The sequence below is a fragment of the Burkholderia sp. BCC0405 genome, assembly GCF_902833075.1.
In the GTDB taxonomy this organism is placed as follows: Bacteria; Pseudomonadota; Gammaproteobacteria; order Burkholderiales; family Burkholderiaceae; genus Burkholderia.
In genome coordinates this window covers 141,387-163,693 of sequence record NZ_CADFEO010000003.1, presented here as the reverse complement: position 1 = coordinate 163,693, position 22,307 = coordinate 141,387, and the positions used below count along the sequence as shown (strand labels likewise).

Here is a 22,307-nt window from a genome sequence, read left to right as displayed (position 1 = left end):
CGGTTCATCCGCTTGCCGAAGGTCGTGCGGCGTATCACGACGACGCCGTGCATGACGTACGACGCACGGCACGGCGCGCGCCTGCTGCCACCGTGCGCGCGCCGCTCGCTCAGAAGCCGATCGGCCGGCGCTTCGCGGCTCCCTCGTCGGCGCGGATGTCGCGCGGCCCGATTGCATCGCGGCCGTCGAGCCGCGCGGCGCCGAATGCGTGCAGCAGCGCGCGGCGCATCGTGCGCGGCGGGGTCGCGGCCAGCACGTCGAGCGCATCGTCGCCGAGGGTGTCCGGGAAGCGCCGCCCCCACGCATGCGACGTGCGGATCTCGTCGTAGATCGTCTGCGCGATCCGGCGCGCGCCGGCCGCATCGGGCGGCTCGATCTCGTACACGTTCATCCGGTTCAGCAGCGGCTCCGGAATCGCGTGGGCGTCGTTCGCGGTCGCGACCCAGATCACGTTGCCCGCATCGATCGGCACTTCCGCGAATTCGTCGACGAACGCACGCGCGGTGTCGTGCTCGAGCAACGCGTACAGCGCGCCAAGCGGATCGTACTGCGCATCGCTGCCGGCCTTGTCGATCTCGTCGACCGCGATCACCGGGTTCGCGTAGCTGCCGTTCACGAGCGCATCGAACACCTTGCCGGGCTTCGCGTTCTTCCATTGCGACGATGCACCCGACAGGATCCAGCCGGCCGTCAGCGAACTCATCGGTACGTAGTGGTACGCGGTGCCGAGCAGTTGCGCGAGCGCCTTCGCGAAGTGCGTCTTGCCGATGCCCGGGGGCCCGAGCAGCAGGATCGGCATCAGTTCGAGCCGGTCGTCCGTTTCGAGGCACAGCGCGACCTGCTTGCGCACGTCGTCGAGCGGCTCGGCGAAATTGGGCAATGTCTCGCCGAGCGCGTCGAACGACGGCATCCGGTTCGGCTTCACGCAGAAGCGCAGGTTACCCGTCTTGAGCATCTTTTCGTAGGTGGCGCGCAGTGCGTCGCTCGCGCTCTCGTTCAGGTCGCTCAGCGCCGTCTCGACCTGCTCGAGGTCGTACACCGTGCTGAAGGACGCCACCGCCAGTTCCTGTTTCACCATCGCCGTCGTCATACCAACCTCGCTGCCGCTTGCCGTCACATGACCATCAGACCCTTACGATTTCAGTGTAGCGATCCCGCATCCCCGCGCAAGCAAGCAGCCGCGCGCGTCTGCTGCTAACACCCGCGCGCGCTGCATGCCGGCGCGCCGCGGCGTATGATCGTCGGTTCACCCACCCGCCGCACCGGCCTCGCCGACGGCGCCCGCGCGGCGCGTCGGCCCGTCCCGAAGGTATGCCGATGTCCGTCCCCACTGCTTTCCCGCGCGTCGATGCCGATACGATCGACGCCGTCGACGCGGCGCTCACGTCGCGCCGCGCGATCCGCGCATTCCTACCGACACCCGTGCCGCGCGACACGATCGAGGCGATCCTCGAAACCGCGAGTCGCGCGCCGTCGGGCACCAACATCCAGCCGTGGCGCGTGTACGTCGCGACCGGCGCCACGCGCGATGCGCTCGCCGCCGCGCTTACCGCGGCCCACGACGATCCCGCGCGCGACGAAAAATATGTCGCCGAGTACGACTACTATCCGCGCGAATGGGTGTCGCCGTATATCGACCGGCGCCGCAAGGTCGGCTGGGACCTGTACGGCCTGTTGAACATCGGCCGCGACGAGAAGGCGCGCATGCATGCGCAGCACGCACGCAACTTCCGCTTCTTCGATGCACCGGTCGCACTGTTCTTCACGCTCGACCGCGTGATGACCTACGGCGCATGGCTCGACTGCGGGATGTTCCTGCAGGGCGTGATGACGGCCGCACGTGCACGCGGGCTCGATACCTGCCCGCAGGCCGCGTTCGTGCCGTTTCACCGGATCGTCAGCGAGCACCTCGGCATTCCCGCCAACGAACAGCTGGTCTGCGGCATGTCGCTCGGCCATGCGGACCCCGACGCGATCGAGAACCGCCTCGTCACCGAGCGCGCGCCGGTCGCCGAGTTCACGCGCTTTTTCGCTTGAAAACGCATGACGCGACCCTACCTTTCGAACAGGACCACATCGTGCGGCGAACCTGCCGCGGCGCGTCCTGTCGCATCGCGATCGAAATCGATCGGGCGTAAGATGTGCGTCCGTTCCCCGCTGTTCCGCGTTTCCGGAGACGTTTCATGCTGAAACACGGCCTGGCCATCCTGCTCGCGAGCATCGCGCTCGCCGCCCATGCGCAGAGCCCCGCGCCGGCCTCCGTCGCGTGGGAGATCCAGGTCGTGCGCGACGGTCAGACCATCGACACGTTCCAGCAGCGCACCACCGTGGGTCAGACCCGTACCGATACCCATCGCTATCCGTCCGCCGTGCCGGTCGGCTGCGGCAATGCCGCGCGCGTCGTGCCGACCGAGCGCTCGCGCTCGGTGACGGTCGCGCCGCTCGCCGTCGATGCCGGCGCGAACACGATGTCGCTCGCGCTCGACGTGCAGGAAACGATCGACGACGAAGGCGCGAAGCCGGCCGATCCGTGCGTGCCCGCGTCGCCGCGGCAAATCATCGCGAGCCACCCGGGCCTGACGGTCGGCAGCGACGCGTGGACCGACTGGACGCTCGTCGAACAGCATCCGCACCTCGTGTACCGCGTGCGTGCGCACGTCGCGAAGGATTGAGCGTCATGCCCGCCGATGCCCTGTCCCTGCCGTTCGCCGAACCGCACGCCGCACCCGACGAAATCACCGCGGTGAGCTGGAACCTGCACAAGGGTCGCTCGCCGCTCGGCTTCACCGCGTGGAACGCGATGCGCAACTGGATGCAGTCGACGCACGCCGACGTGTATTTCCTGCAGGAAGCGATGGCGCGCCGCATGCCGCGCCCGGTGCTGGCGCCCGGCTTCGGCGCGCCGATGGACGACGCGGTCGACGACGTCTGGCACTGCCAGGCCACCGAGATCGCGCATGCGCTCGACTGGCAAATCGCGCTCGGGCCGAACGTGTTCAAGCCGTCGTGGCGGCACGGCAATGCGATCCTGTCGCCGCACCCGCTCGACCTCGGCGGCCGCTGGGACATCTCCGCGCACCGCTTCGAGCGGCGCGGGCTGCTGGTCGCGCGCGCGACGCTCGCGGGCGCGCGCCCGGTCACGCTGCTGTGCGCGCACCTCGCGCTCACGCGCGCCGCGCGGCTGCGCCAGATGCACTGGATCGCGCACTGGATCGTGCGCAACGCAGGCGACGGCCCGTTGATGCTCGCCGGCGACTTCAACGACTGGCGCAACGACTCGGTCGCGCTGTTCGGCGAGATCGGGCTGTCCGAGGTCGCGACGCTGCTCGGCGAATCGGGCCGCACGTTCCCCGCGTTCTCGCCGGCGCTCGCGCTCGACAAGATGTTCGTGCGCGGGCTGACGCCGCTCGAATGGCGCGCCCCGTCCGGCGAGGCCGCGTGGCTGTCGGACCACCTGCCGTACATCGCGCGCCTGCGCCTCGATCCGCAATAACGGTCCCGGCCTCGGCCCGCGATCGGCCGGATTGCGCACCGCCAAAGCGCGGCGGCACGGCGCGCGCTACATTAACGCCTTGCCCATTCCGCTAGGCCCCGCCGCCGGGCCGCGCCGCCATGACCTACCTGCCGATCCTGCTGCAAATCGCCGCCGTCTATCTCGTCGCGGCGATCACCCCCGGCCCGAATTTCTTCATGATTTCGCAACTGTCGCTCGCGGGCCGGCGCAGCCTCGGTGCCGCATCGGCGCTCGGCGTCGGCACCGCGTCGGTCGCGTGGGCGACGCTCGCGATGCTCGGCCTCGCGGCCGTGCTGCACCAGGTCGAATGGCTGTACGAGGCAATCCGGATCGGCGGCGCCGTGTACCTCGTGTATTTCGGCTTCAAGCTGCTGCGCTCGGGCGTGCGCCGCGATACGGCGTCGGCCGACGCGCCCGACGAACGCGCGCCGCTGGCCGCGCCGCACGCGCGCGACTACCTGCGCGCCTATCGCAGCGGGCTGTTCACGTGCCTGACCAACCCAAAATCGTGCGCGTTCTGGACCAGCGTGTTCGCGGCGATGCTGCCCGCGCACGTGCCGCTGTGGTTCAACGGCGCGGTGCTGGTGACGATCGGCATGCTGTCGGCCGGCTGGTATTCGTGCGTCGCCTACCTGTTCGCGAGCCCGCGCGCGCAACGCGGCTACCGGCGCGTGCGGCGCCCGCTCGACGCGCTGTGCGGCGTGGCGCTCGTCGGCCTCGGCGCGAAACTCGCGGCCGAACGCTGAAAAAACCGAAAGCCGATTGAAATGATTCGTTGCGCCAAATCCGCGCGGCCACGCGGGTCAAGCCCGCGATCCGCGTCAACAGGGTAAAATAACGAGTTCCTCAATCGTCTGTCATCGAGAAGGCGCGTGTCCGACGCGCCGGCCGGCCGATCCGCGATCGGGCCGTCGCACTCGGTTTTTTGCCCGTTTTTGGGCCCGTTACTCGCGTTCGCTACGCGCGTCCGTTTTCAAAGCCATGAGCAAATACGACACCGCCACCGTCCAATCCGTCCATCACTGGACCGACACGCTGTTCAGCTTCACCTGCACCCGTGAGGCGAGCCTGCGCTTCAACAACGGCGAATTCACGATGGTCGGCCTCGAGGTCGACGGCAAGCCGCTCGCGCGCGCCTACTCGATCGTCAGCCCGAACTACGAAGAGCATCTCGAATTCTTCAGCATCAAGGTGCAGGACGGCCCGCTGACGTCGCGCCTGCAGCACCTGAAGGTGGGCGACACGGTGCTGATCGGCAAGAAGCCGACGGGCACGCTGGTCGCCGACAACCTGCTGCCGGGCAAGACGCTGTGGATGCTGTCGACGGGCACGGGCCTCGCGCCGTTCATGTCGATCATCCGCGATCCGGACATCTACGAGCGCTTCGACAAGGTGATCCTGACGCACACGTGCCGCCTGAAGGGCGAGCTCGCGTACATGGACTACATCAAGCATGACCTGCCGGGCCACGAGTACCTTGGCGACATCATCAAGCAAAAGCTCGTCTACTACCCGACGGTCACGCGCGAAGCGTTCGACAACGAAGGCCGGATCACCGACCTGATCGCAACGGGCAAGCTGTTCACGGATCTCGACGTCCCGCCGTTCTCGCCGGAAAACGACCGCGTGATGCTGTGCGGCAGTACCGCGATGCTGAAGGACACGACCGACCTGCTGAAGCAGGCCGGCCTCGTCGAAGGCAAGAACAGCGCGCCGGGCCACTACGTGATCGAGCGCGCGTTCGTGGACTGATCGATCCCCATATTTGCGCGTCATCAAGAACCGGAGCGAAAGCTCCGGTTTTTTTTCGTCCCTACTTGGCGAATTCGTAACAAGTTGGGATCATCTCATCTCAAATAGTTACATTTGGATACGTCATCGTCCGGTGCTCGGGTGTCAGTGTTTTTCCTACAACACGTTCATTCCGATTGTTCACATTTACCCTTAAATGTCCGCCCGACATGACCTTTTCAGAAATTTTGAGATATTATTCGCCGCGCGTGGTTACCGTTGGGATGACAGTGAAAGGGTCGGATGCAAGTGTTACAAGACGTAACTTTTGTTACCTCGGCAGGGGGCGATTCTCTGGCGGCGACCGTCATCAAAACGGCAGCCGATCCACGCAACCAGCCGGTGTCTGAACCGCTTCTGACAGCAGGGAGAGTCATGGATACGTCGCTTAACGCGCCCTTGGGCGCCCACGCCCCGTTCCCGTCGCAACAGCGCGTGCCGGGCTGCGCCGCGACTCCGCCCACTACCGACGCCGCGTCGACACGCGACGCCTGCGCCGCGCGGATCGCAGCGCTGTCTACCCAGTTGCTCGCCGCCGACGAGGCGGCCCGCCGTCACCTGGCCGGCGAATTGCACGACGGGCTCGGTGCCGAACTCACCGCCGCGCGTTTCGCGCTCGCAAACGTTCAAGCGTGGCTGCCGGCCGATGCGCCGGAGGGTTGCCTGCGCGCGCTGGCCCTTGCGCAGCAGGCGCTCGACGCCGCGACCGACGCGAATCGCCGGCTGATCGACGAGCGCGACACGCCGGCGCTCGACGCAGGCGTGGTCGGCGCGCTGTCGTCGTGGGCCGACACCCACGCGGCACGCACGGGCCTGCACACCAGCTTCGTCTGTGCGGCCGACGCGCGCCTGACGCAGATCGCCGGCGCCAGCGCGCTCGCGGTGTTCCGCGTCGCGCAGGAAGCGTTGTCGAACGTCGCGAAGCACGCACGCGCGACGTCGGTCGACGTGCGGATCGCCACCGATCGCACGCACCTGTCACTGATTGTCTCCGACGATGGGACCGGTTTCTCCCGGCGCCGCCGCCCCGGCTACGGTCTCGCCGGCATGCGCGCCCGCTGCGAGGCGTTCGGCGGCAGCTTCGAGACGGCCACGCCGGAAACCGGCCACGGCACGCGCGTCACCGCGCGCTTCGCTTGGGATTCGCTGCTCGCGGTGCCCGTTGCGGCCCGCCGCGCGTTGCTTTCGTGAGGTCGTCATGAGCCTGAACATCCTGCTCGTGGACGATCACGCGATCGTCCGGCAAGGGATCCGCCAGTTGCTGATCGACCGTGGCGTCGCACGCGACGTCACCGAGGCCGAGAACGGCGGCGACGCCATGGCCGCCGTCGACAAGCAGGAATTCGACGTGATCCTGCTCGACATCTCGCTGCCGGACACGAACGGCATCGAAGTGCTCAAGCGCCTCAAGCGCAAGCTGCCGCGCACGCCGGTGCTGATGTTCTCGATGTACCGCGAGGATCAGTACGCGGTACGCGCGCTGAAGGCCGGCGCCGCCGGCTATCTGTCGAAGACGGTCAACGCCGCGCAGATGATCTGCGCGATCCAGCAGGTCGCGGCCGGCCGCAAGTACGTGAGCCCCGCGATGGCCGAGGCGCTCGCCGAATACGTGTCGTTCGAGAACGAGCCGCTGCCGCACGAGAAGCTGTCCGACCGCGAATACCAGACGCTCTGCATGCTCGCGTCGGGCAAGCGGCTCACCGACATCGCGAACACGCTGTCGCTGTCCGTGAAGACGGTGAGCGTGTACCGGTCGCGGCTGCTCGAGAAGATGCGGCTGTCGAACAATGCGGAGCTCACGTTCTACGTGATGAGCAACCGGCTCGTCGACATGGCGCCCACGGCCGGCGCCTGAGTTCGCCGCCCTGCCCGGTTCGTCCGGCCCGGCGACGCGGCGCATGCCGCGCCGCCGCCCGCTGCCGCCCGTCGGGCGCGCAAGCGCTTGTTTTATTGGACGATTTCTCGAGGCACCGCTGCACCGCGGCGGGTTTTGCGCGCCAAATCGGCTAAAATCGCCGGTTTTCACTCAGTCAGTGCTACCGCGCCCGCGCGCGCTGGCGATCCATCCGCAATGTCACTCTTCCGCAAGAAAAACGTCGATCGCATGATCGCCGGCGCGCATGCCGCCGGGCTCAAGAAAGCGCTCGGCGCGATCGACCTCACCTTCCTCGGCATCGGCGCGATCATCGGCACCGGCATCTTCGTGCTGACCGGTACCGGCGCCGTGCAGGCCGGCCCCGCGCTGATGCTGTCGTTCGTGATCGCCGCGATCGCGTGCGGCCTCGCGGCGCTGTCGTACGCGGAATTCGCGTCGACGATCCCCGTCGCCGGCTCGATCTACACGTATTCGTACGCCACCCTCGGCGAGCTCGTCGCGTGGATCATCGGCTGGGACCTGATGCTCGAATACGGCCTCGCGTCGTCGGCCGTGTCGGTCGGCTGGTCGGGCTACCTGCAGTCGCTGCTGCAGGGCTTCGGGCTGTCGCTGCCCGCCGTGCTGACGGCGGCGCCCGGCGCGGTGCCGGGCGTCGTCACGTGGTTCAACCTGCCCGCGTTCCTCGTGATGATCGTGATCACGACGCTGCTGTCGATCGGCATCCGCGAGTCGACCCGCATCAACAACATCATGGTGTTCATCAAGGTGTCGGTCGTGCTGCTCGTGATCGCGGTCGGCCTGTTCCACGTGACGCCCGCGAACTGGAAGCCGTTCATGCCGCACGGCTGGAACGGCGTGTTCGGCGCGGCGGCCGTGATGTTCTTCGCGTTCATCGGCTTCGACGCGGTGTCGTCCGCCGCCGAGGAAGTGAAGAATCCGAAACGCGACCTGCCGATCGGCATCATCGCGTCGCTCGCGGTGTGCGCGGTGCTGTACGTGACGGTCGCCGCGGTCGCGACCGGCATCGTGCCATCGGCCCAGTACGCGAACATCTCGCACCCGATCTCGTACGCGCTGCAGATGGCCGGCGAGACGTGGGTCGCGGGCTTCATCGATCTCGGCGCCGTGCTCGGCATGCTGACCGTGATCCTCGTGATGAGCTACGGCCAGACGCGCGTGATCTTCGCGATGTCGCGCGACGGGCTGCTGCCCGCGGCGTTGTCGCGCGTGCACCCGCGCTATGCGACGCCGTTCCTGACGACCTGGCTCGTCGGCCTATTCTTCGGGCTGATCGCCGCGCTCGTGCCGCTCAACGTGCTCGCCGAACTGATCAACATCGGCACGCTCGCGGCGTTCTCGATGGTGTCGATCGCCGTGCTCGTGCTGCGTCGCACGCACCCCGACCTGCCGCGTGCGTTCCGCTGCCCCGGCGTACCCGTGGTGCCGATCCTCGCGGTCGCGTCGTGCCTGTTCCTGATGCTGAACCTGCAACCCATCACGTGGGCCGCGTTCGGCATCTGGCTCGTGATCGGCCTCGCGATCTACTTCGTGTACTCGCGCCACCACTCGAAGCTCGCGCACGGTCACCACGACGCGCACTGAGCGCCGCCGTGCCGCACGCGGCACGGTGCGCACCCGCGGGGCCGGATACCGGCCCCGCCCCCTCCCCGCCCTTCCTTCACGCGTCACGCCGCCACGTTGCTTTTCCTGCAACGATCCGCGCGTCAATTCCCGTTCCCATTGGCTGTTTTTCGAATGCCGGCATATTCGATTCAGATCAGAGAATTAATCGATTAAAAACGCAATGCGATTGAATTTAATATGAATAGCACAAAATAATCGCGCAACCGACATTGAACTCTTGCATCCGCCAAACTAGTATTCAGGTCGGCTGACCGCACTAACCTGCCGAGCCCATACCAGATGGGGATTGTGCCGCAGCATGAGCGCTACGGGATGCAATCGATTTCATCGAGACGCATTTCCGTTAAACATAAATTCACCGTTCATTCATAAACGAATTTTCAGCATCTTTTTAATTAATCACAATCAAAACCGGATAATCCGGTCGCGGGTATTGTATTGCCTCCGTCCGGAGGCATGTCGCTGCACCTGTCCGAAGTTCAACAAGAACCAGAGAGGTCTGTCATGAGCAATACATTGGTCAACGTCACGGCGAAGGTCGAAATCAACGCGGCCAACCAGACGATCGCGGGGCTCAGGGATTATCAAAGCAAGAACTGGGCGATCGGGCTGAACGGGGATACGCTGGCGCCGGACGGTTTCCTGACGTTCTTCACCGAGCGCAACCTGCCGTTCAGCTACTACGTCCGCGCACGTGGCGTCTCGGTCGGCGAGCCGAGCGCGTACCAGGCGAACATCGAGACGCTGACGCAGCGCATCGCCGCGATTCGCGCGTCGGAGACGAACCTGGTCCAGGCGACGATCCGCGAGCTCGAGCTGTACAAGTCGAGGAACTGGGCGATCGGCCTGAACGGCACGACGCTGCAACCGGACAATTTCCTGCCGTTCTTCGGCACCCGCTCCGTGCCGTTCGAGTACTACGTGCGCAGCGGCGGCGTCGAGCTTGGCACGTCGAACGCGTATGACAACAACATCCGCGCGCTGACGCAGTACCTGGGCTCGCTCTGACGGAGCGCCCCACCGGCGGCCCGTCCCGGGCCGCCCTGCCCGCCTTCCTCGCTGCTCCGTCTCCCCCTTCCCCGTTTTGCGCGTTCCCCGTCGCATGCACGCTTGCCGCGACCGGTTCATAATCGCGCCATCGAACGGCGGCCCGCATCGGCGGTGTCGCCCGGCAACAGGAAGAAGATGATGGAAAGCGTCGATCTCGATGTATTGAAATCCAGCGCGCGCTGGCTCGAAGAAGGGCGCCGCGTGCTGCTGGTGACGGTCGTGAAGACGTGGGGCTCGTCGCCCCGCCCCGAAGGCGCGATGCTCGCGGTGCGCGAGGACGGGCTCGTGGTCGGCTCCGTGTCCGGCGGGTGTATCGAGGACGACCTGATCGCCCGCGTGCACGCGAGCGGGATCGCGGCCGACGCGCGCCCGGAAGCGCTCAAGTACGGCGTGACGGCCGAGGAGGCGCACCGCTTCGGGCTGCCATGCGGCGGCACGATCCAGCTCGTGCTCGAGCCGCTCACGCGCGACAGCGGGATTGCCGCGCTGTGCGCGGAAGTCGAGGCCGGCCGCCTCGTCACGCGCACGATGACGCTCGCGACGGGCCGCGCATCGCTGTCGCCCGCGCAGGCGTCCGACGGGCTCGCGTTCGACGGCGAGCGGCTCGTGACGATCCACGGGCCGCGCTATCGAATGCTCGTGATCGGCGCCGGCCAGTTGTCGCGCTATCTGTGCCAGATCGCGGTCGGGCTCGACTACCAGGTGACGGTGTGCGATCCGCGCGAGGAATACACGGATGCGTGGGATGTACCGGGTACGCGTGTCGTGCACACGATGCCCGACGATACGGTGCTCGACATGAATCTCGATGCACGTTCGGCCGTGATCGCGCTCACGCACGATCCGAAGCTCGACGATCTCGCGCTGATGGAGGCGCTGAAGACGCCCGCGTTCTACGTGGGCGCGCTCGGCTCGCGGCGCAACAACGCGGCGCGGCGCGAACGGCTGCGCGAATTCGACCTGAACGAAGCGGAACTGGGCCGGCTGCACGGGCCGGCCGGCATTTACATCGGCAGCCGGACGCCGCCGGAAATCGCGATCTCGATCCTCGCCGAGATCACCGCCGCGAAGAACAACGTGACGCTGCCGACGATCCTGCAGGTCGAGGGCGCGAAGGCCGCGCGCGAAATCGCGGCGAACAGCGGCGCGGCCTGCGGCCTCTGATCGCTAACGGCTCCGGCACGCGGTCGCACCGGGCGAAGCGGACGACACCAGCGAAGCGGCACGCGCCGGCGCCAGGCCGACGCGTGCCGCCGATCAGGCCAGGCCCGCGGCCAGCGCCGCGGCGACCGAACCGACCACCAGCACGACGCCCACCGTGCGGCGCTTGTTCAGCTCGGTCCACAGCAGCACGCCGGTCAGCGACAGCAGGATCAGCGAGCCTGCAATCGTGTCCATCAGCAGCACCCAGCCGAGATTCATCCCGACGCCGCGATGCAGGTTGTTCAGCGTGGTCAGGAACGTGTTGCCCGTGCGCTTCACCGCGACGTAGCCGTTGCCGACCCAGTATTCGGCCTGCACGTTCTGGTGCGGGCCGAACAGGCCCATCTGCCAGTGTTCCGGCTGCATCACGCGTTTGTCGCCCCACGCGACGGGCTGCGCGGGTTCCTTGCGCATGCGGCCCGGCTTGCCGTCGAAATGCAGTTCGTGCTGCAGCCACTTCGTCATCGCGGCGGGCGTCTTCGGCGCCGGATCGGGCAGCGCGATCTGCATCTCCTCGACCTGCGGCTCGCCGGTCGAGATCTTCAGCGGCGGCGCGCGGTGGTTGAGCAGCACGCCCGTCACACCGAACAGCAGCCCGAGCACTGCGCCCCACAGGCCGACCCAGCCATGCACCTTGCGCAGCCACTTGATGAAGGTCGCGCGGCGCGAACGCTGGCGGCGCGCGGCCAGTTCGTCGTCGGTCAGCGGGCGGGCCGCCGGGTGCAGCACGGTGACACCCGCGCGGGCAGCACCCGTCTGCGGCGGATTGATCGTTTCGGGCGCGTTCACGCGAAAGGGTCCATTCGTTCAAAACAACGGGCGGCGCGCAGAGTGTGCGCGCCGCCCGAGCAGCATGAAAATGAGAATGGATATCATTACACAAATCGATAGCCGGCTCAATCCGCCCGGTTACATGGCGGCTAGCCCCGCGACAGCGGAAATCCAGACGAAGCAACCGGATTGCCTCATGATGCTGGAAGATGGCGGCTGAATATCGACAGAATGATCTCGCAATATCAAGACGGCATTTCGTAAGAAATCGCGCGGTGCCGAGCCGCTCAACGCAGCGGCGGCAGCGGAAAGCGCGGTGCGGCGTCGTCCGGCGCGGGTTCGGTACGGTCGAGCGCGTACAGCCACGCAAGCAGATCCGCTACCGCCTGGTAGAGCTGCGGCGGAATCCGGTCGTCGAGGTCGACCTGCATCAGCAGGGACACCATCTCCGGCGCCGTATGCACGTACAACCCCGCGTCGTGCGCGCGCGCGACGATCATCTCGGCGAGCGCACCGTAGCCCTTCGCGACCACGCGCGGCGCCGCGTCACCGCCCTTCGGATCGTAGACGAGCGCGGCTGCGCGCTTGCGGGACGTCATGCTCATTGCAGCGCCTCGTCGTCGGTATCCGGCGCACGCGTGGTCGGGCCGCTGGCCGACGCTGAACCGCGCGCATACGCGGCGGCCGCCGCCTGGGCCGCAAACAGGTCGAAGCCGTCCGGGCCGCCGTCGACCGCGCGGATCGACAGCCCGCCCACCTTGAGCCCCGACACTTCGAGCCGCTGCCGCAGTGCCGCCTCGTGCCGGGTGAGACGGTCGGCCCCCGTCGGGTTCGCACGCAGCCGCGCGACGAGTTGCGTGCCGTTCAGCACCAGCTCCGCGTCGACCGTGCCGAGCGACGGCAACGTGAGCGTGAGGCGCGTGCGCCAGGCGATGCCGTCGCCCGAGTCGCCGTCGCCGCGCGGCGCGCGGCTGCCCGGATCGTCGGGCTCGATCGTCCAGTCGAGCCGCGCGCCGGGCCATGCCTCGCCGCTCCAGCGGAACTGGTCGGTCGCGAGCGCGTCGAGCTGCTGCCTGACGAGCGGCACCGCGGCCGGATGCACGGGCGCAAGCGTCTGCGCCTGGGAATCGGACGATGCGGCGGCCAGCTCGGCTCGCGCGGGCATCCAGCGCGCATCGGGCCCATCGCCGAGCAGATCGGCCGTATCGGGTGGCAGCGACGCCCCTTGCCGCGCGCCCGACGGCCAGGCCGGCGCGGGATCGCGAGCCGCCGCGCCGCCCTGGGCCGGCGTGCCCGGCTGCGCTGTTGCACGCGCGGTCGCCGGCAACGGCGGGCGCTGCGCGAGCAGCTCGTCGAGCAGGTCGGTCGAGCCGTGCTGTGCGGCATCCGGGTCAGCCGGCGCGAGCGCGTCCGCGAGGCGTGCCTGCGGCTCGCGCATCAGCGCCGCGAGCGGACGCTGGCCGGCCAGCCACTGCGCGAGATGGGATTCATAGAAGAGGCCGCTTTCGCTCACCGCCTGCGCGAGCGCTGCGCGCAGCGCCGCGACCGGCAAAGTCGCAGCCGCTTCGCGCGCCGCGGCAGCCGGCGACGCCGCGGCGGAAGCCGGCGTGGAAGACGCAGCCGGATCGGAGGCGGCCGGCGCGGCCGCGTCGGTCAGCAGCACGGTGGGGTCAGCCAGCAGCGGCGCGCGCCCGGCGATGGCCGGCGTCGAATCGCCGCCCGCGCGCGAGATCGCGTCGAGCACGCGCCCGACCTCGGACAGCGCGGTCTGGGTGGAAGCGGGCGGCGCGGCAGGCGGACTGCCGGCCGAAGGCGTGGACGGCGCGCCGGTGCCCGGCGTACCGACCTGCGAGGTCGCGCCGCCGCCGGCGGGCGCCGACACGGTGCCGGTCAGCAAGCTGTCCAGGCGGCTCGCCAGCAGGGCGGCCGCAACGGAGTCGATACCGGTCATGATCGGAGCCTGGTCACCTCAGCCACATCGTGGCGAATCCGGGAACGACACACCGGTGCCGTCCGCGGGAACTGCGCGCCTGCCGCACCGGGCTCGTGCGCCCCGCGCCCGTTTCCCCGGAAACAGGCCCTACCCGCGCGCGCGGTAGAGATCGGTCAATACCTGGGTCGAGCGCCGCGCCTCGAACAGCGCGGACAGCCGCGCGACGTCCGGGCTCGCGAGATCGCGGATCGCGGCGTCGTCGGCCAGGATGCGGCGGATCAGGTCAAGCTTGCGGCCGAGATCCGATTCGTCGAGCACGACGCCCGGATCGGCTTCCTTCAGCCCGTCGACCAGCTGCATGAATTCGGCCTGCAACCCCGGCAACGCGCTCCAGTCGGCGCTGCGGGCGGCGCCCAGCATCCGGCCCGACACGGCGGCGAGCGCCTCGTAAAGTTCGAAGTATTCGGCCTTGCGATTCATCTTGATGCTTCCACTGCCTGTTGCGCGGCCATCCGCGCGACTTCCGGGGCGATTCCCGTCCATGCTTCCTCGAGCGTCGCGAGCAGCCTGTCGACCTCGACCAGCATCGCGTCGCTCGCCTGCGCATTGGCTTCGAGCAGACGCCGGCTGATATACGCATACAGCGCGTCCAGCCGCTCCGCGATCTCGCCGCCCGCGTCGCGGTTCAGCGACGCCTTCAGCCCGCTGTCGACGATCCGGATCGCCTTGCCGATCGCTTCGCCGCGCGCGGATACATTGCCCTGCTGCAAATGCATGCGCGCCAGCGCAACCGCCTGCCGCGCGCCCTGGTACAGCATCGCGATCAACCGGTGCGGGGAGGCGCCCATCACCCCCGTCTCGACGCCGACACGCGCGTATGCACTGGCTCCAGCGTGTCCTGGCGAAAACATGCGCTTCTCCTTGTTGTGCGTTGGCTATACGGGAACCGCCGCCGTGCATTGCACGACGCGGCCTTCACCGGAGTTATCGGAAGGGATTTGGAAAGCTTTAGGCAAGCGGAACATGCCGCCTGGCGCGGCAAGGCCGCGCTGCGGACCCGCCCGGATGGCCGTGCGCGGAGCGCTTTCCCCGGATAGCCGCCCTGTCAGACCGACATCTGCATGATGTCGTTGTAAGCGCTCACCAGCTTGTTGCGGACCTGGAGCCCGAACTGGAAGCCGATGTTGGCTTTCTGCATGTCGACCATCACGTCGTTCAGCGACACGTTCGGCGCGCCGACCTCGAACGCCTGCGCCTCGCCGAGCGCGTGCTGCTGGTCGCCGCTGATCTTGTCGAGCGACGCCTTCATCGCGCTCGCGAAGGTGCTGGCCGTCGCCGCGCCCGAGCCGGCCAGCGCCGCCGTCGGGCTCGCGACGCCGCCGGACGCCTGCGCGGCCATCGACTGCATCTGTTGCAACACCGAACCGATTCCGCTGACGTTCGCAGTCATGCTGTCCCCAAAACTGAGAGAAGAGACCCGGACGCACCGGGAGATCCGCCGGCGCCGCACCACGCGCACCATGCCGGATTCCGAAAAAGGATAGCAGCGCGCCGCGCGTCAAAGCCGAGAAAGTACGGGGGAAACCCCGCTCTTTTCGGTCGATCGGAGGACGGCCCGGGTCACGATAATCGCATCGTGTCATTGTCCGCCCGCTCGTCCGAGCGAGCTCAGTCGTCCCGCTCCGGAGAAACTCGACGCATGGATTCGCAGGCCAACTCGCTGATCAACCCAGACGCCCGCGCGGGCCTCGCCAGCCCGGCGCCCGGCGCCGCCGCGGCCGCCGCGTTGCCGGGCGCGGGTGGCGCAGGCGCGGACTTCGGGCTTGGCGGCTTCGCGGAACGCATCCCCGGCATCTCGCGGATGAAGGGCAACCCGAAGCTGCCGTTCCTGATCGCCGTCGCGTTCGCGGTCGCCGTCATCACCGCGCTCGTGCTGTGGAGCCGCGCGCCCGACTACCGCGTGCTGTACAGCAACCTGTCGGATCGCGACGGCGGTGCGATCATCGCCGCGCTCCAGCAAGCAAACGTTCCCTACAAGTTCGCCGATGCGGGCGGCGCGATCCTCGTGCCGTCGAACCAGGTGCATGAAACGCGCCTGAAGCTCGCCGCGATGGGGCTGCCCAAGGGCGGCTCGGTCGGCTTCGAGCTGATGGACAACCAGAAATTCGGCATCAGCCAGTTCGCCGAACAGATCAACTACCAGCGCGCGCTCGAAGGCGAGCTGCAGCGCACCATCGAATCGATCAACGCCGTGCGCGGCGCGCGCGTGCATCTCGCGATCCCGAAGCCGTCGGTGTTCGTACGTGACAAGGAAGCGCCGAGCGCGTCGGTGTTCGTCGACCTCTACCCGGGCCGCGTGCTCGACGAGGGCCAGGTTCAGGCCATCACGCGGATGGTGTCGTCCAGCGTGCCCGACATGCCCGCGAAAAACGTGACGATCGTCGACCAGGACGGCAACCTGCTGACCCAGACCGCGTCGGCATCCGGCCTCGACGCGAGCCAGCTCAAGTACGTGCAGCAGGTCGAGCACAACACGCAGAAGCGCATCGACGCGATCCTCGCGCCGATCTTCGGCGCCGGCAACGCGCGCTCGCAGGTCAGCGCGGACCTCGATTTCTCGAAGGTCGAGCAGACGTCGGAAAGCTACGGCCCGAACGGCGCGCCGCAGCAGGCCGCGATCCGCAGCCAGCAGACCAGCAGCTCGACCGAGCTCGCGCAGGGCGGCGCGTCGGGCGTGCCGGGCGCGCTGTCGAACACGCCGCCGCAGCCGGCTTCCGCGCCGATCGTCGCCGGCAACGGCCCGAACGCGCCGCAGGCGACGCCGGTGAGCGACCGCAAGGACCAGACGACCAACTACGAGCTCGACAAGACGATCCGCCATCTCGAGCAGCCGATGGGCAGCGTGAAGCGGCTGTCGGTCGCGGTCGTCGTCAATTATCAGCCGGTCGCCGACGCGAAGGGCCACGTGACGATGCAGCCGCTGCCGCCCGCGAAGCTCGCGCAGGTCGAACAGCTCGTGAAGGACGCGATGGGCTACGACGAGAAGCGCGGCGACTCGGTGAACGTCGTGAACAGCGCGTTCTCGACCGTGAGCGACCCGTACGCCGACCTGCCGTGGTGGCGCCAGCCGGACATGATCGCGATGGCGAAGGAAGCGGCGAAGTGGCTCGGCATCGCGGCGGCCGCGGCGGCGCTCTACTTTATGTTCGTGCGCCCGGCGATGCGCCGCGCGTTCCCGCCGCCCGAGCCGGTCGCGCAGGCGCTCGCCGCGCCGGAAGATCCGGTCGCGCTCGACGGCCTGCCGGCGCCGGAAAAGGCCGAGGAACCCGACGCGCTGCTGCTCGGCTTCGAAAGCGAAAAGAACCGTTACGAACGCAACCTCGACTACGCGCGCACGATCGCCCGCCAGGATCCGAAGATCGTCGCCACCGTCGTGAAGAACTGGGTGTCCGATGAACGCTGAAGGCTTGACCAAGAGCGCGCTCCTGCTGATGTCGATCGGCGAGGAAGAGGCCGCGCAGGTATTCAAGTTCCTCGCGCCGCGCGAGGTCCAGAAGATCGGCGCCGCGATGGCCGCGCTGAAGAACGTCACGCGCGAGCAGGTCGAGGACGTGCTGCACGAATTCGCGAAGGAAGCGGAGCAGCACACCGCGCTGTCGCTCGATTCGGGCGACTACATCCGCTCGGTGCTGACCAAGGCGCTCGGCGAGGACAAGGCCGGCGTGCTGATCGACCGCATCCTGCAGGGCAGCGACACGAGCGGCATCGAGGGCCTGAAGTGGATGGACTCCGGCGCCGTGGCCGAGCTGATCAAGAACGAGCATCCGCAGATCATCGCGACGATCCTTGTGCACCTCGACCGCGACCAGGCGTCGGAAATCGCGTCGTGCTTCACCGAGCGGCTGCGTAACGACGTGATCCTGCGGATCGCGACGCTCGACGGCATCCAGCCGGCCGCGCTGCGCGAGCTCGACGACGTGCTGACGGGCCTGCTGTCCGGCAGCGACAACCTGAAGCGCAGCCCGATGGGCGGCATCCGCACCGCGGCCGAGATCCTGAACTTCATGACGAGCGTGCATGAGGAAGGCGTGCTCGAAAGCGTGCGCCAGTACGACGCCGAACTCGCGCAGAAGATCATCGACCAGATGTTCGTGTTCGAGAACCTGCTCGACCTCGAGGACCGCGCGATCCAGATGGTGCTCAAGGAAGTCGAGTCGGAAACGCTGATCATCGCGCTGAAGGGCGCGCCGCCGGCACTGCGCCAGAAGTTCCTCGCGAACATGTCGCAGCGCGCGGCCGAACTGCTCGCCGAGGATCTCGACGCGCGCGGCCCGGTACGCGTGTCCGACGTCGAGACGCAGCAGCGCCGCATCCTGCAGATCGTGCGCAACCTGGCCGAGAGCGGCGCGATCGCGATCGGCGGCAAGGCGGAAGACGCGTATGTCTGATTCGGCGAGCGATCGCGCGGGCACCCTCACCGCGTACCAGCGGTGGGAGATGGCGTCGTTCGACCCGCCGCCGCCCCCGCCGCCGCCCGACGACGCGGCGGCCGCCGCCGCCGCGCTCGCCGAGGAACTGCAGCGCGTGCGCGACGCCGCACATGCCGAAGGCCATGCGGCCGGCCACGTCGAAGGCCAGGCGCTCGGCTACCAGGCCGGCTTCGAGCAGGGTCGCGCACAGGGTTTCGAGGCCGGCCAGGCCGACGCACGCGAACAGGCCGCGCAGCTCGCGGCGCTCGCCGCGTCGTTCCGCGAGGCCGTGTCGACCGTCGAACACGACCTTGCCGCCGACATCGCGCAGCTCGCGCTCGACATCGCACAGCAGGTCGTGCGCCAGCACGTGAAGCACGACCCGGCCGCGCTGGTTGCCGCCGTGCGCGACGTGCTCGCCGCCGAACCCGCGCTGTCCGGCGCGCCGCATCTCGCGGTGAACCCGGCCGACCTGCCCGTCGTCGAAGCCTACCTGCAGGACGATCTCGATGCGCTCGGCTGGAACGTGCGCACCGACGCGTCGATCGAGCGCGGCGGCTGCCGCGCGCACGCCGCGACCGGCGAGGTCGACGCGACGCTGCCCACGCGCTGGCAGCGCGTCGCCGCCGCGATCGGCAAGGTGAGCACGTGGTGACGCGGCCGCCCGAGGCGCTCGCGCACGACGGCATGACACCGCTGGAGCGCGAACTCGCGCTCGCGTCGTTCGGCCCGCACGCGCACGACGCCGCGCCGGACACCGCACAACACCCCACCCCGCACGCCACCGCTGCAGCGGCCGATACCCCCGGCGCCGCACCGCGCGCACCGCACAACCCGCATCTCGCGCACTGGCGCAGCCACCTGAACGGGCTCGCCGCGCGCAGCCACCGCGCGTTGCCGCTGCGGCCGTGCGGGCGCCTGACGCGCGCGGCCGGCCTCGTGCTCGAGGCGATCGGGCTGCGCCTGTCGGTCGGCGCCGAATGCACGATCGAACTGCCGCCCGGCAGCACGCTGCCGCACGCGCAAGCCGAAGTCGTCGGCTTCGCCGGCGATCGCCTGTTCCTGATGCCGACCACCGACGTCGCGGGCGTGCTGCCCGGCGCGCGCGTGTGGCCGCTCGAAACCGCGCCCGTCGCCGATCCGCTCGCGGGCGCGAAGCGGCTGCCGGTCGGCTGGGAGATGCTCGGGCGCGTCGTCGACGCGTCGGGCCGCCCGCTCGACGGCCTCGGCCCGCTCGCATCGAAGGTCGACGCGCCGCTGTCGGCGCCGTCGATCAACCCGCTCGAGCGCGAACCGATCCACCACGTGCTCGACGTCGGCGTGCGCGCGATCAACGCGCTGCTCACCGTCGGCCGCGGGCAGCGGATGGGCCTGTTCGCGGGCTCGGGCGTCGGCAAGTCGGTGCTGCTCGGCACGATGGCGCGCTACACGAGCGCGGAAGTGATCGTGATCGGGCTGATCGGCGAACGCGGCCGCGAAGTGAAGGAATTCATCGAACAGATCCTCGGCGAGGACGGGCTCGCGCGCTCGGTCGTCGTCGCGGCGCCGGCCGACGTGTCGCCGCTGCTGCGGATGCAGGGCGCGGCCTACGCGACGTCGCTCGCCGAGTATTTCCGCGACCAGGGCAAGCACGTGCTGCTGCTGATGGATTCGCTCACGCGCTACGCGATGGCGCAGCGCGAGATCGCGCTGGCGATCGGCGAACCGCCCGCGACGAAGGGCTACCCGCCGTCGGTGTTCGCGAAGCTGCCCGCGCTCGTCGAGCGCACCGGCAACGGGCCGGAAGGCGGCGGCTCGATCACCGCGTTCTACACGGTGCTGACCGAAGGCGACGACCAGCAGGACCCGATCGCCGATTCGGCGCGCGCGATCCTCGACGGCCACATCGTGCTGTCACGCGCGCTCGCCGAGGCCGGCCACTACCCGGCGATCGACATCGAGGCGTCGATCAGCCGCGCGATGACCGCGCTGATCGACGAAACGCATCTCGACCACGTCCGGCAGTTCAAGCAGATGCTGTCGCGCTACCAGCGCAATCGCGACCTGATCGCGGTCGGCGCATACGCGCCCGGCCGCGACGCGCAGCTCGACCGCGCGATCGCGCTCTATCCGCGCATCGAGGCGTTCCTGCAGCAGGGCTTTCGCGAATGCGCGCCGTTCGCGTCGAGCCTTGCCGGGCTCGATGCCCTGTTCGACGCTTACGGAGGCTGATCCAGATGGCACACGGCTTTCCCCTTCAGTTGCTGCTCGACCGCGCGCAGGAAGATCTCGACTCCGCCGCGAAGCAGCTCGGCACCGCGCAGCGCGACCGCACCGCGGCCGCCGAGCAGCTCGACGCGCTGCTGCGCTACCGCGACGAATACCATGCGCGCTTCTCGCAATCCGCGCAGCACGGGATGCCGGCCGGCAACTGGCGCAATTTCCAGGCGTTCATCGACACGCTCGAGGCCGCGATCGCGCAGCAGCGCAGCGTGCTGGCCGCGGCCGAAGTCCGCATCGACGAAGCGCGCCCGAACTGGCAACAGAAGAAACGCACCGTCGGTTCGTTTGAAATCCTGCAGGCGCGCGGCGTCGCGCAGGAAGCGAAGCGCGACGCCCGGCGCGAACAGCGCGACGCCGACGAACACGCCGCGAAGATCCTGCGCATGCGGGCCGATGCGGCCCGTTCGTCGTAACCGACCACCGCATTCGAACGAGAGAACCGTCATGCCTCCCCTGCCCCTGCTCGGCGCGCTGCTCGACACCGCCGGCGCCGCACTCAAGGCCGCCCGCGGCTCGGGTCCGTCCGGCGCCGCCGGCAACGATGCCGCGAACGCCACGTCCGCCGCGCCGTTCGCACAGACGCTGAAGCAAAGCGTCATCACCCGTCGCGATGCGTCGGATTCCGGCGTGCCGGACGCTTCGACGAAACAGGCTTCGTCGAAGCCGGCCGCCGGCACGAAGCCGTCCGCTACCGATGACGACGACGCGACCGACGATACGACCACGAGCGCCGCCGCCAACCCTGACGCCGCCGCGCTCGCGGCTGCCGCGGCCGTGCAGGCGCAACTGCAGGCGCGCACGGACAACGCGACGCCGGCCGATGCGGCAGTCGCCGCGGCCGCTGCGCAAAAGACGGCCGTGTCCGGCCAACCCGATGCCGCGGCTACGCTGGCGGATCACGCGGCCACCCAGCCGGCCACGCCGGCATCGAGCCGCGACGCGCTGCAGGAAGCGCTCGCCAAGCTGACGGGCGGCTCGAGTGCGATCGCCATGCCCGCGGCCGGCACGACGGCGCCGACACCCGCCTCGACCGCCTCGACCGCAGCGACGGGCACCGCCGCGCCGCTGACACCGAAAGTGCCGACTTTCGACCGCACGCTCGCCGACGCGAAGGGCGCGCTCGCTCCCCAGCAAACGCCGGTGCAAGCCACCGCGCAAGCGCTGCAGGCCAACGCAAACGCGCAGTCGGGCGAGCAGCACGCGCTCGCGGCAGCCGGCGACGCGGCGGACCCGGCCGCCAGCGCGACGCTCGCGGCCGGCGCCACGGCTGCGGCCGCGGCCCAGGCGAACCTGCAGCTGTCGCCGGCCGCGAGTGCGATCGCCGCGGCAAACGCGCACGTGCTCGCGCCGCACGTCGGCACGCCGGACTGGACGGACGCGCTGAGCCAGAAGGTCGTGTTCCTGTCGAATGCGCACCAGCAGAGCGCCGAGCTGACGCTCAATCCGGCCGATCTCGGGCCGCTGCAGGTCGTGCTGCGCGTCGCGGACAACAACGCGCACGCGCTGTTCGTGTCGCAGCACGCGCAAGTGCGCGAAGCGGTCGAAGCCGCGCTGCCGAAGCTGCGCGAGGCAATGGAAGCGGGCGGGCTCGGGCTCGGCAGCGCAACCGTCAGCGACGGCGGCTTCGCCTCGCAGCAGCAGAACCCGCAACAAACCTTCGCCGGCGGCCAGTCGTCCCGGCGCGGGAGCGGCGGATCGTCAGCCGCCGATGCACCGGTCGACGTTGTGCAATCCGCACCGGCCGCCGCAAGCGTGAGCCGCGCCGGCCTCGTCGATACGTTTGCCTGAGCATGA

At 68.9% G+C, this 22,307-nt stretch carries 24 protein-coding genes; 17 read left to right on the top strand and 7 right to left on the bottom strand.

The window, feature by feature from the left end; all coding sequences use genetic code 11:
* Window positions 1-109 precede the first annotated feature (109 nt).
* Window positions 110-1,090: an AAA family ATPase gene (locus tag HWX36_RS05965; RefSeq protein ID WP_175951289.1), complete on the bottom strand. Its 981-nt coding sequence runs from the start codon at window positions 1,088-1,090 to the stop codon at window positions 110-112.
* Window positions 1,091-1,317: 227 nt separating this feature from the next.
* Here HWX36_RS05965 and HWX36_RS05960 point away from each other — a divergent pair, with 227 nt between their 5' ends.
* The 10 genes from HWX36_RS05960 (at window position 1,318) to HWX36_RS05915 (ending at window position 11,039) form a co-directional block, all read left to right on the top strand.
* Window positions 1,318-2,037 (top strand): nitroreductase, encoded by a 720-nt coding sequence (locus HWX36_RS05960; RefSeq protein ID WP_175951288.1) that lies wholly within the window; start codon window positions 1,318-1,320, stop codon window positions 2,035-2,037.
* 146 nt (window positions 2,038-2,183) lie between these two features.
* Window positions 2,184-2,672, top strand: coding sequence for a hypothetical protein (locus tag HWX36_RS05955; RefSeq protein WP_175951287.1), 489 nt, complete (start codon window positions 2,184-2,186; stop codon window positions 2,670-2,672).
* A 5-nt stretch (window positions 2,673-2,677) separates the two neighbouring features.
* Complete coding sequence (locus HWX36_RS05950; RefSeq protein ID WP_175951286.1) at window positions 2,678-3,493, top strand: endonuclease/exonuclease/phosphatase family protein; 816 nt, start codon at window positions 2,678-2,680, stop codon at window positions 3,491-3,493.
* A gap of 119 nt (window positions 3,494-3,612) precedes the next feature.
* Complete coding sequence (locus HWX36_RS05945) at window positions 3,613-4,260, top strand: LysE family translocator (RefSeq protein ID WP_175951285.1); 648 nt, start codon at window positions 3,613-3,615, stop codon at window positions 4,258-4,260.
* Window positions 4,261-4,495: 235 nt separating this feature from the next.
* The gene (locus HWX36_RS05940; protein ID WP_175951284.1) at window positions 4,496-5,266 is read left to right on the top strand and encodes a ferredoxin--NADP reductase; all 771 of its coding nucleotides are present in this window, start codon (window positions 4,496-4,498) and stop codon (window positions 5,264-5,266) included.
* 414 nt (window positions 5,267-5,680) lie between these two features.
* The gene (gene rqpS, locus HWX36_RS05935) at window positions 5,681-6,496 is read left to right on the top strand and encodes a quorum system sensor histidine kinase RqpS (protein ID WP_175951283.1); all 816 of its coding nucleotides are present in this window, start codon (window positions 5,681-5,683) and stop codon (window positions 6,494-6,496) included.
* A 7-nt stretch (window positions 6,497-6,503) separates the two neighbouring features.
* Window positions 6,504-7,160: a response regulator transcription factor RqpR gene (rqpR, locus tag HWX36_RS05930; protein ID WP_175951282.1), complete on the top strand. Its 657-nt coding sequence runs from the start codon at window positions 6,504-6,506 to the stop codon at window positions 7,158-7,160.
* 216 nt (window positions 7,161-7,376) lie between these two features.
* Window positions 7,377-8,783, top strand: coding sequence for an amino acid permease (locus HWX36_RS05925; RefSeq protein ID WP_175951281.1), 1,407 nt, complete (start codon window positions 7,377-7,379; stop codon window positions 8,781-8,783).
* Between the two features lie 546 nt (window positions 8,784-9,329).
* Window positions 9,330-9,833 (top strand): hypothetical protein, encoded by a 504-nt coding sequence (locus HWX36_RS05920; protein ID WP_175951280.1) that lies wholly within the window; start codon window positions 9,330-9,332, stop codon window positions 9,831-9,833.
* 180 nt (window positions 9,834-10,013) lie between these two features.
* Entirely contained in the window at window positions 10,014-11,039 is a 1,026-nt protein-coding gene (locus HWX36_RS05915; RefSeq protein ID WP_175951279.1) for an XdhC family protein, read from the top strand.
* A 93-nt stretch (window positions 11,040-11,132) separates the two neighbouring features.
* Here the strand turns inward: HWX36_RS05915 and HWX36_RS05910 are convergent, their stop codons facing one another.
* A complete protein-coding gene (locus HWX36_RS05910; RefSeq protein ID WP_175951278.1) occupies window positions 11,133-11,867 on the bottom strand; it encodes a PepSY-associated TM helix domain-containing protein in 735 nt (244 codons plus the stop codon).
* Window positions 11,868-11,943: 76 nt separating this feature from the next.
* On the opposite strand from HWX36_RS05910, the gene HWX36_RS37595 reads away from it, so the two are divergent.
* Window positions 11,944-12,069, top strand: coding sequence for a hypothetical protein (locus HWX36_RS37595; protein ID WP_279613380.1), 126 nt, complete (start codon window positions 11,944-11,946; stop codon window positions 12,067-12,069).
* A gap of 67 nt (window positions 12,070-12,136) precedes the next feature.
* Here the strand turns inward: HWX36_RS37595 and HWX36_RS05905 are convergent, their stop codons facing one another.
* The 5 genes from HWX36_RS05905 to fliE all read right to left on the bottom strand — a co-directional run bounded on the left by HWX36_RS05905 (window position 12,137) and on the right by fliE (window position 15,232).
* The gene (locus HWX36_RS05905) at window positions 12,137-12,454 is read right to left on the bottom strand and encodes an EscU/YscU/HrcU family type III secretion system export apparatus switch protein (RefSeq protein ID WP_175951277.1); all 318 of its coding nucleotides are present in this window, start codon (window positions 12,452-12,454) and stop codon (window positions 12,137-12,139) included.
* A complete protein-coding gene (locus HWX36_RS05900; protein ID WP_175951276.1) occupies window positions 12,451-13,800 on the bottom strand; it encodes a flagellar hook-length control protein FliK in 1,350 nt (449 codons plus the stop codon). The genes HWX36_RS05905 and HWX36_RS05900 overlap by 4 nt, the downstream gene beginning before the upstream one ends.
* Window positions 13,801-13,929: 129 nt before the next feature.
* Window positions 13,930-14,262 (bottom strand): flagellar protein FliT, encoded by a 333-nt coding sequence (locus HWX36_RS05895; protein WP_175951275.1) that lies wholly within the window; start codon window positions 14,260-14,262, stop codon window positions 13,930-13,932.
* Entirely contained in the window at window positions 14,259-14,693 is a 435-nt protein-coding gene (gene fliS / locus HWX36_RS05890) for a flagellar export chaperone FliS (RefSeq protein WP_175951274.1), read from the bottom strand. The genes HWX36_RS05895 and fliS overlap by 4 nt, the downstream gene beginning before the upstream one ends.
* A 194-nt stretch (window positions 14,694-14,887) precedes the next feature.
* Window positions 14,888-15,232: a flagellar hook-basal body complex protein FliE gene (gene fliE / locus HWX36_RS05885; protein WP_011353512.1), complete on the bottom strand. Its 345-nt coding sequence runs from the start codon at window positions 15,230-15,232 to the stop codon at window positions 14,888-14,890.
* 249 nt (window positions 15,233-15,481) lie between these two features.
* On the opposite strand from fliE, the gene fliF reads away from it, so the two are divergent.
* From fliF to HWX36_RS05855, 6 genes are read left to right on the top strand one after another with little or no spacing between them, the layout of a single operon-like run.
* A complete protein-coding gene (gene fliF, locus HWX36_RS05880) occupies window positions 15,482-17,245 on the top strand; it encodes a flagellar basal-body MS-ring/collar protein FliF (protein ID WP_175951273.1) in 1,764 nt (587 codons plus the stop codon).
* The gene (gene fliG / locus HWX36_RS05875; RefSeq protein WP_175951272.1) at window positions 17,235-18,230 is read left to right on the top strand and encodes a flagellar motor switch protein FliG; all 996 of its coding nucleotides are present in this window, start codon (window positions 17,235-17,237) and stop codon (window positions 18,228-18,230) included. The genes fliF and fliG overlap by 11 nt, the downstream gene beginning before the upstream one ends.
* Window positions 18,223-18,906 (top strand): flagellar assembly protein FliH, encoded by a 684-nt coding sequence (fliH, locus tag HWX36_RS05870; protein ID WP_175951271.1) that lies wholly within the window; start codon window positions 18,223-18,225, stop codon window positions 18,904-18,906. Before fliG ends, fliH begins: the two co-directional genes overlap by 8 nt.
* Window positions 18,900-20,462: a flagellar protein export ATPase FliI gene (gene fliI / locus HWX36_RS05865; RefSeq protein ID WP_175951270.1), complete on the top strand. Its 1,563-nt coding sequence runs from the start codon at window positions 18,900-18,902 to the stop codon at window positions 20,460-20,462. Before fliH ends, fliI begins: the two co-directional genes overlap by 7 nt.
* A gap of 5 nt (window positions 20,463-20,467) precedes the next feature.
* Entirely contained in the window at window positions 20,468-20,926 is a 459-nt protein-coding gene (gene fliJ / locus HWX36_RS05860) for a flagellar export protein FliJ (protein WP_175951269.1), read from the top strand.
* Between the two features lie 31 nt (window positions 20,927-20,957).
* Window positions 20,958-22,301, top strand: a complete 1,344-nt coding sequence (locus HWX36_RS05855; RefSeq protein WP_175951268.1) for a flagellar hook-length control protein FliK — start codon at window positions 20,958-20,960, stop codon at window positions 22,299-22,301.
* Window positions 22,302-22,307 lie beyond the last annotated feature (6 nt).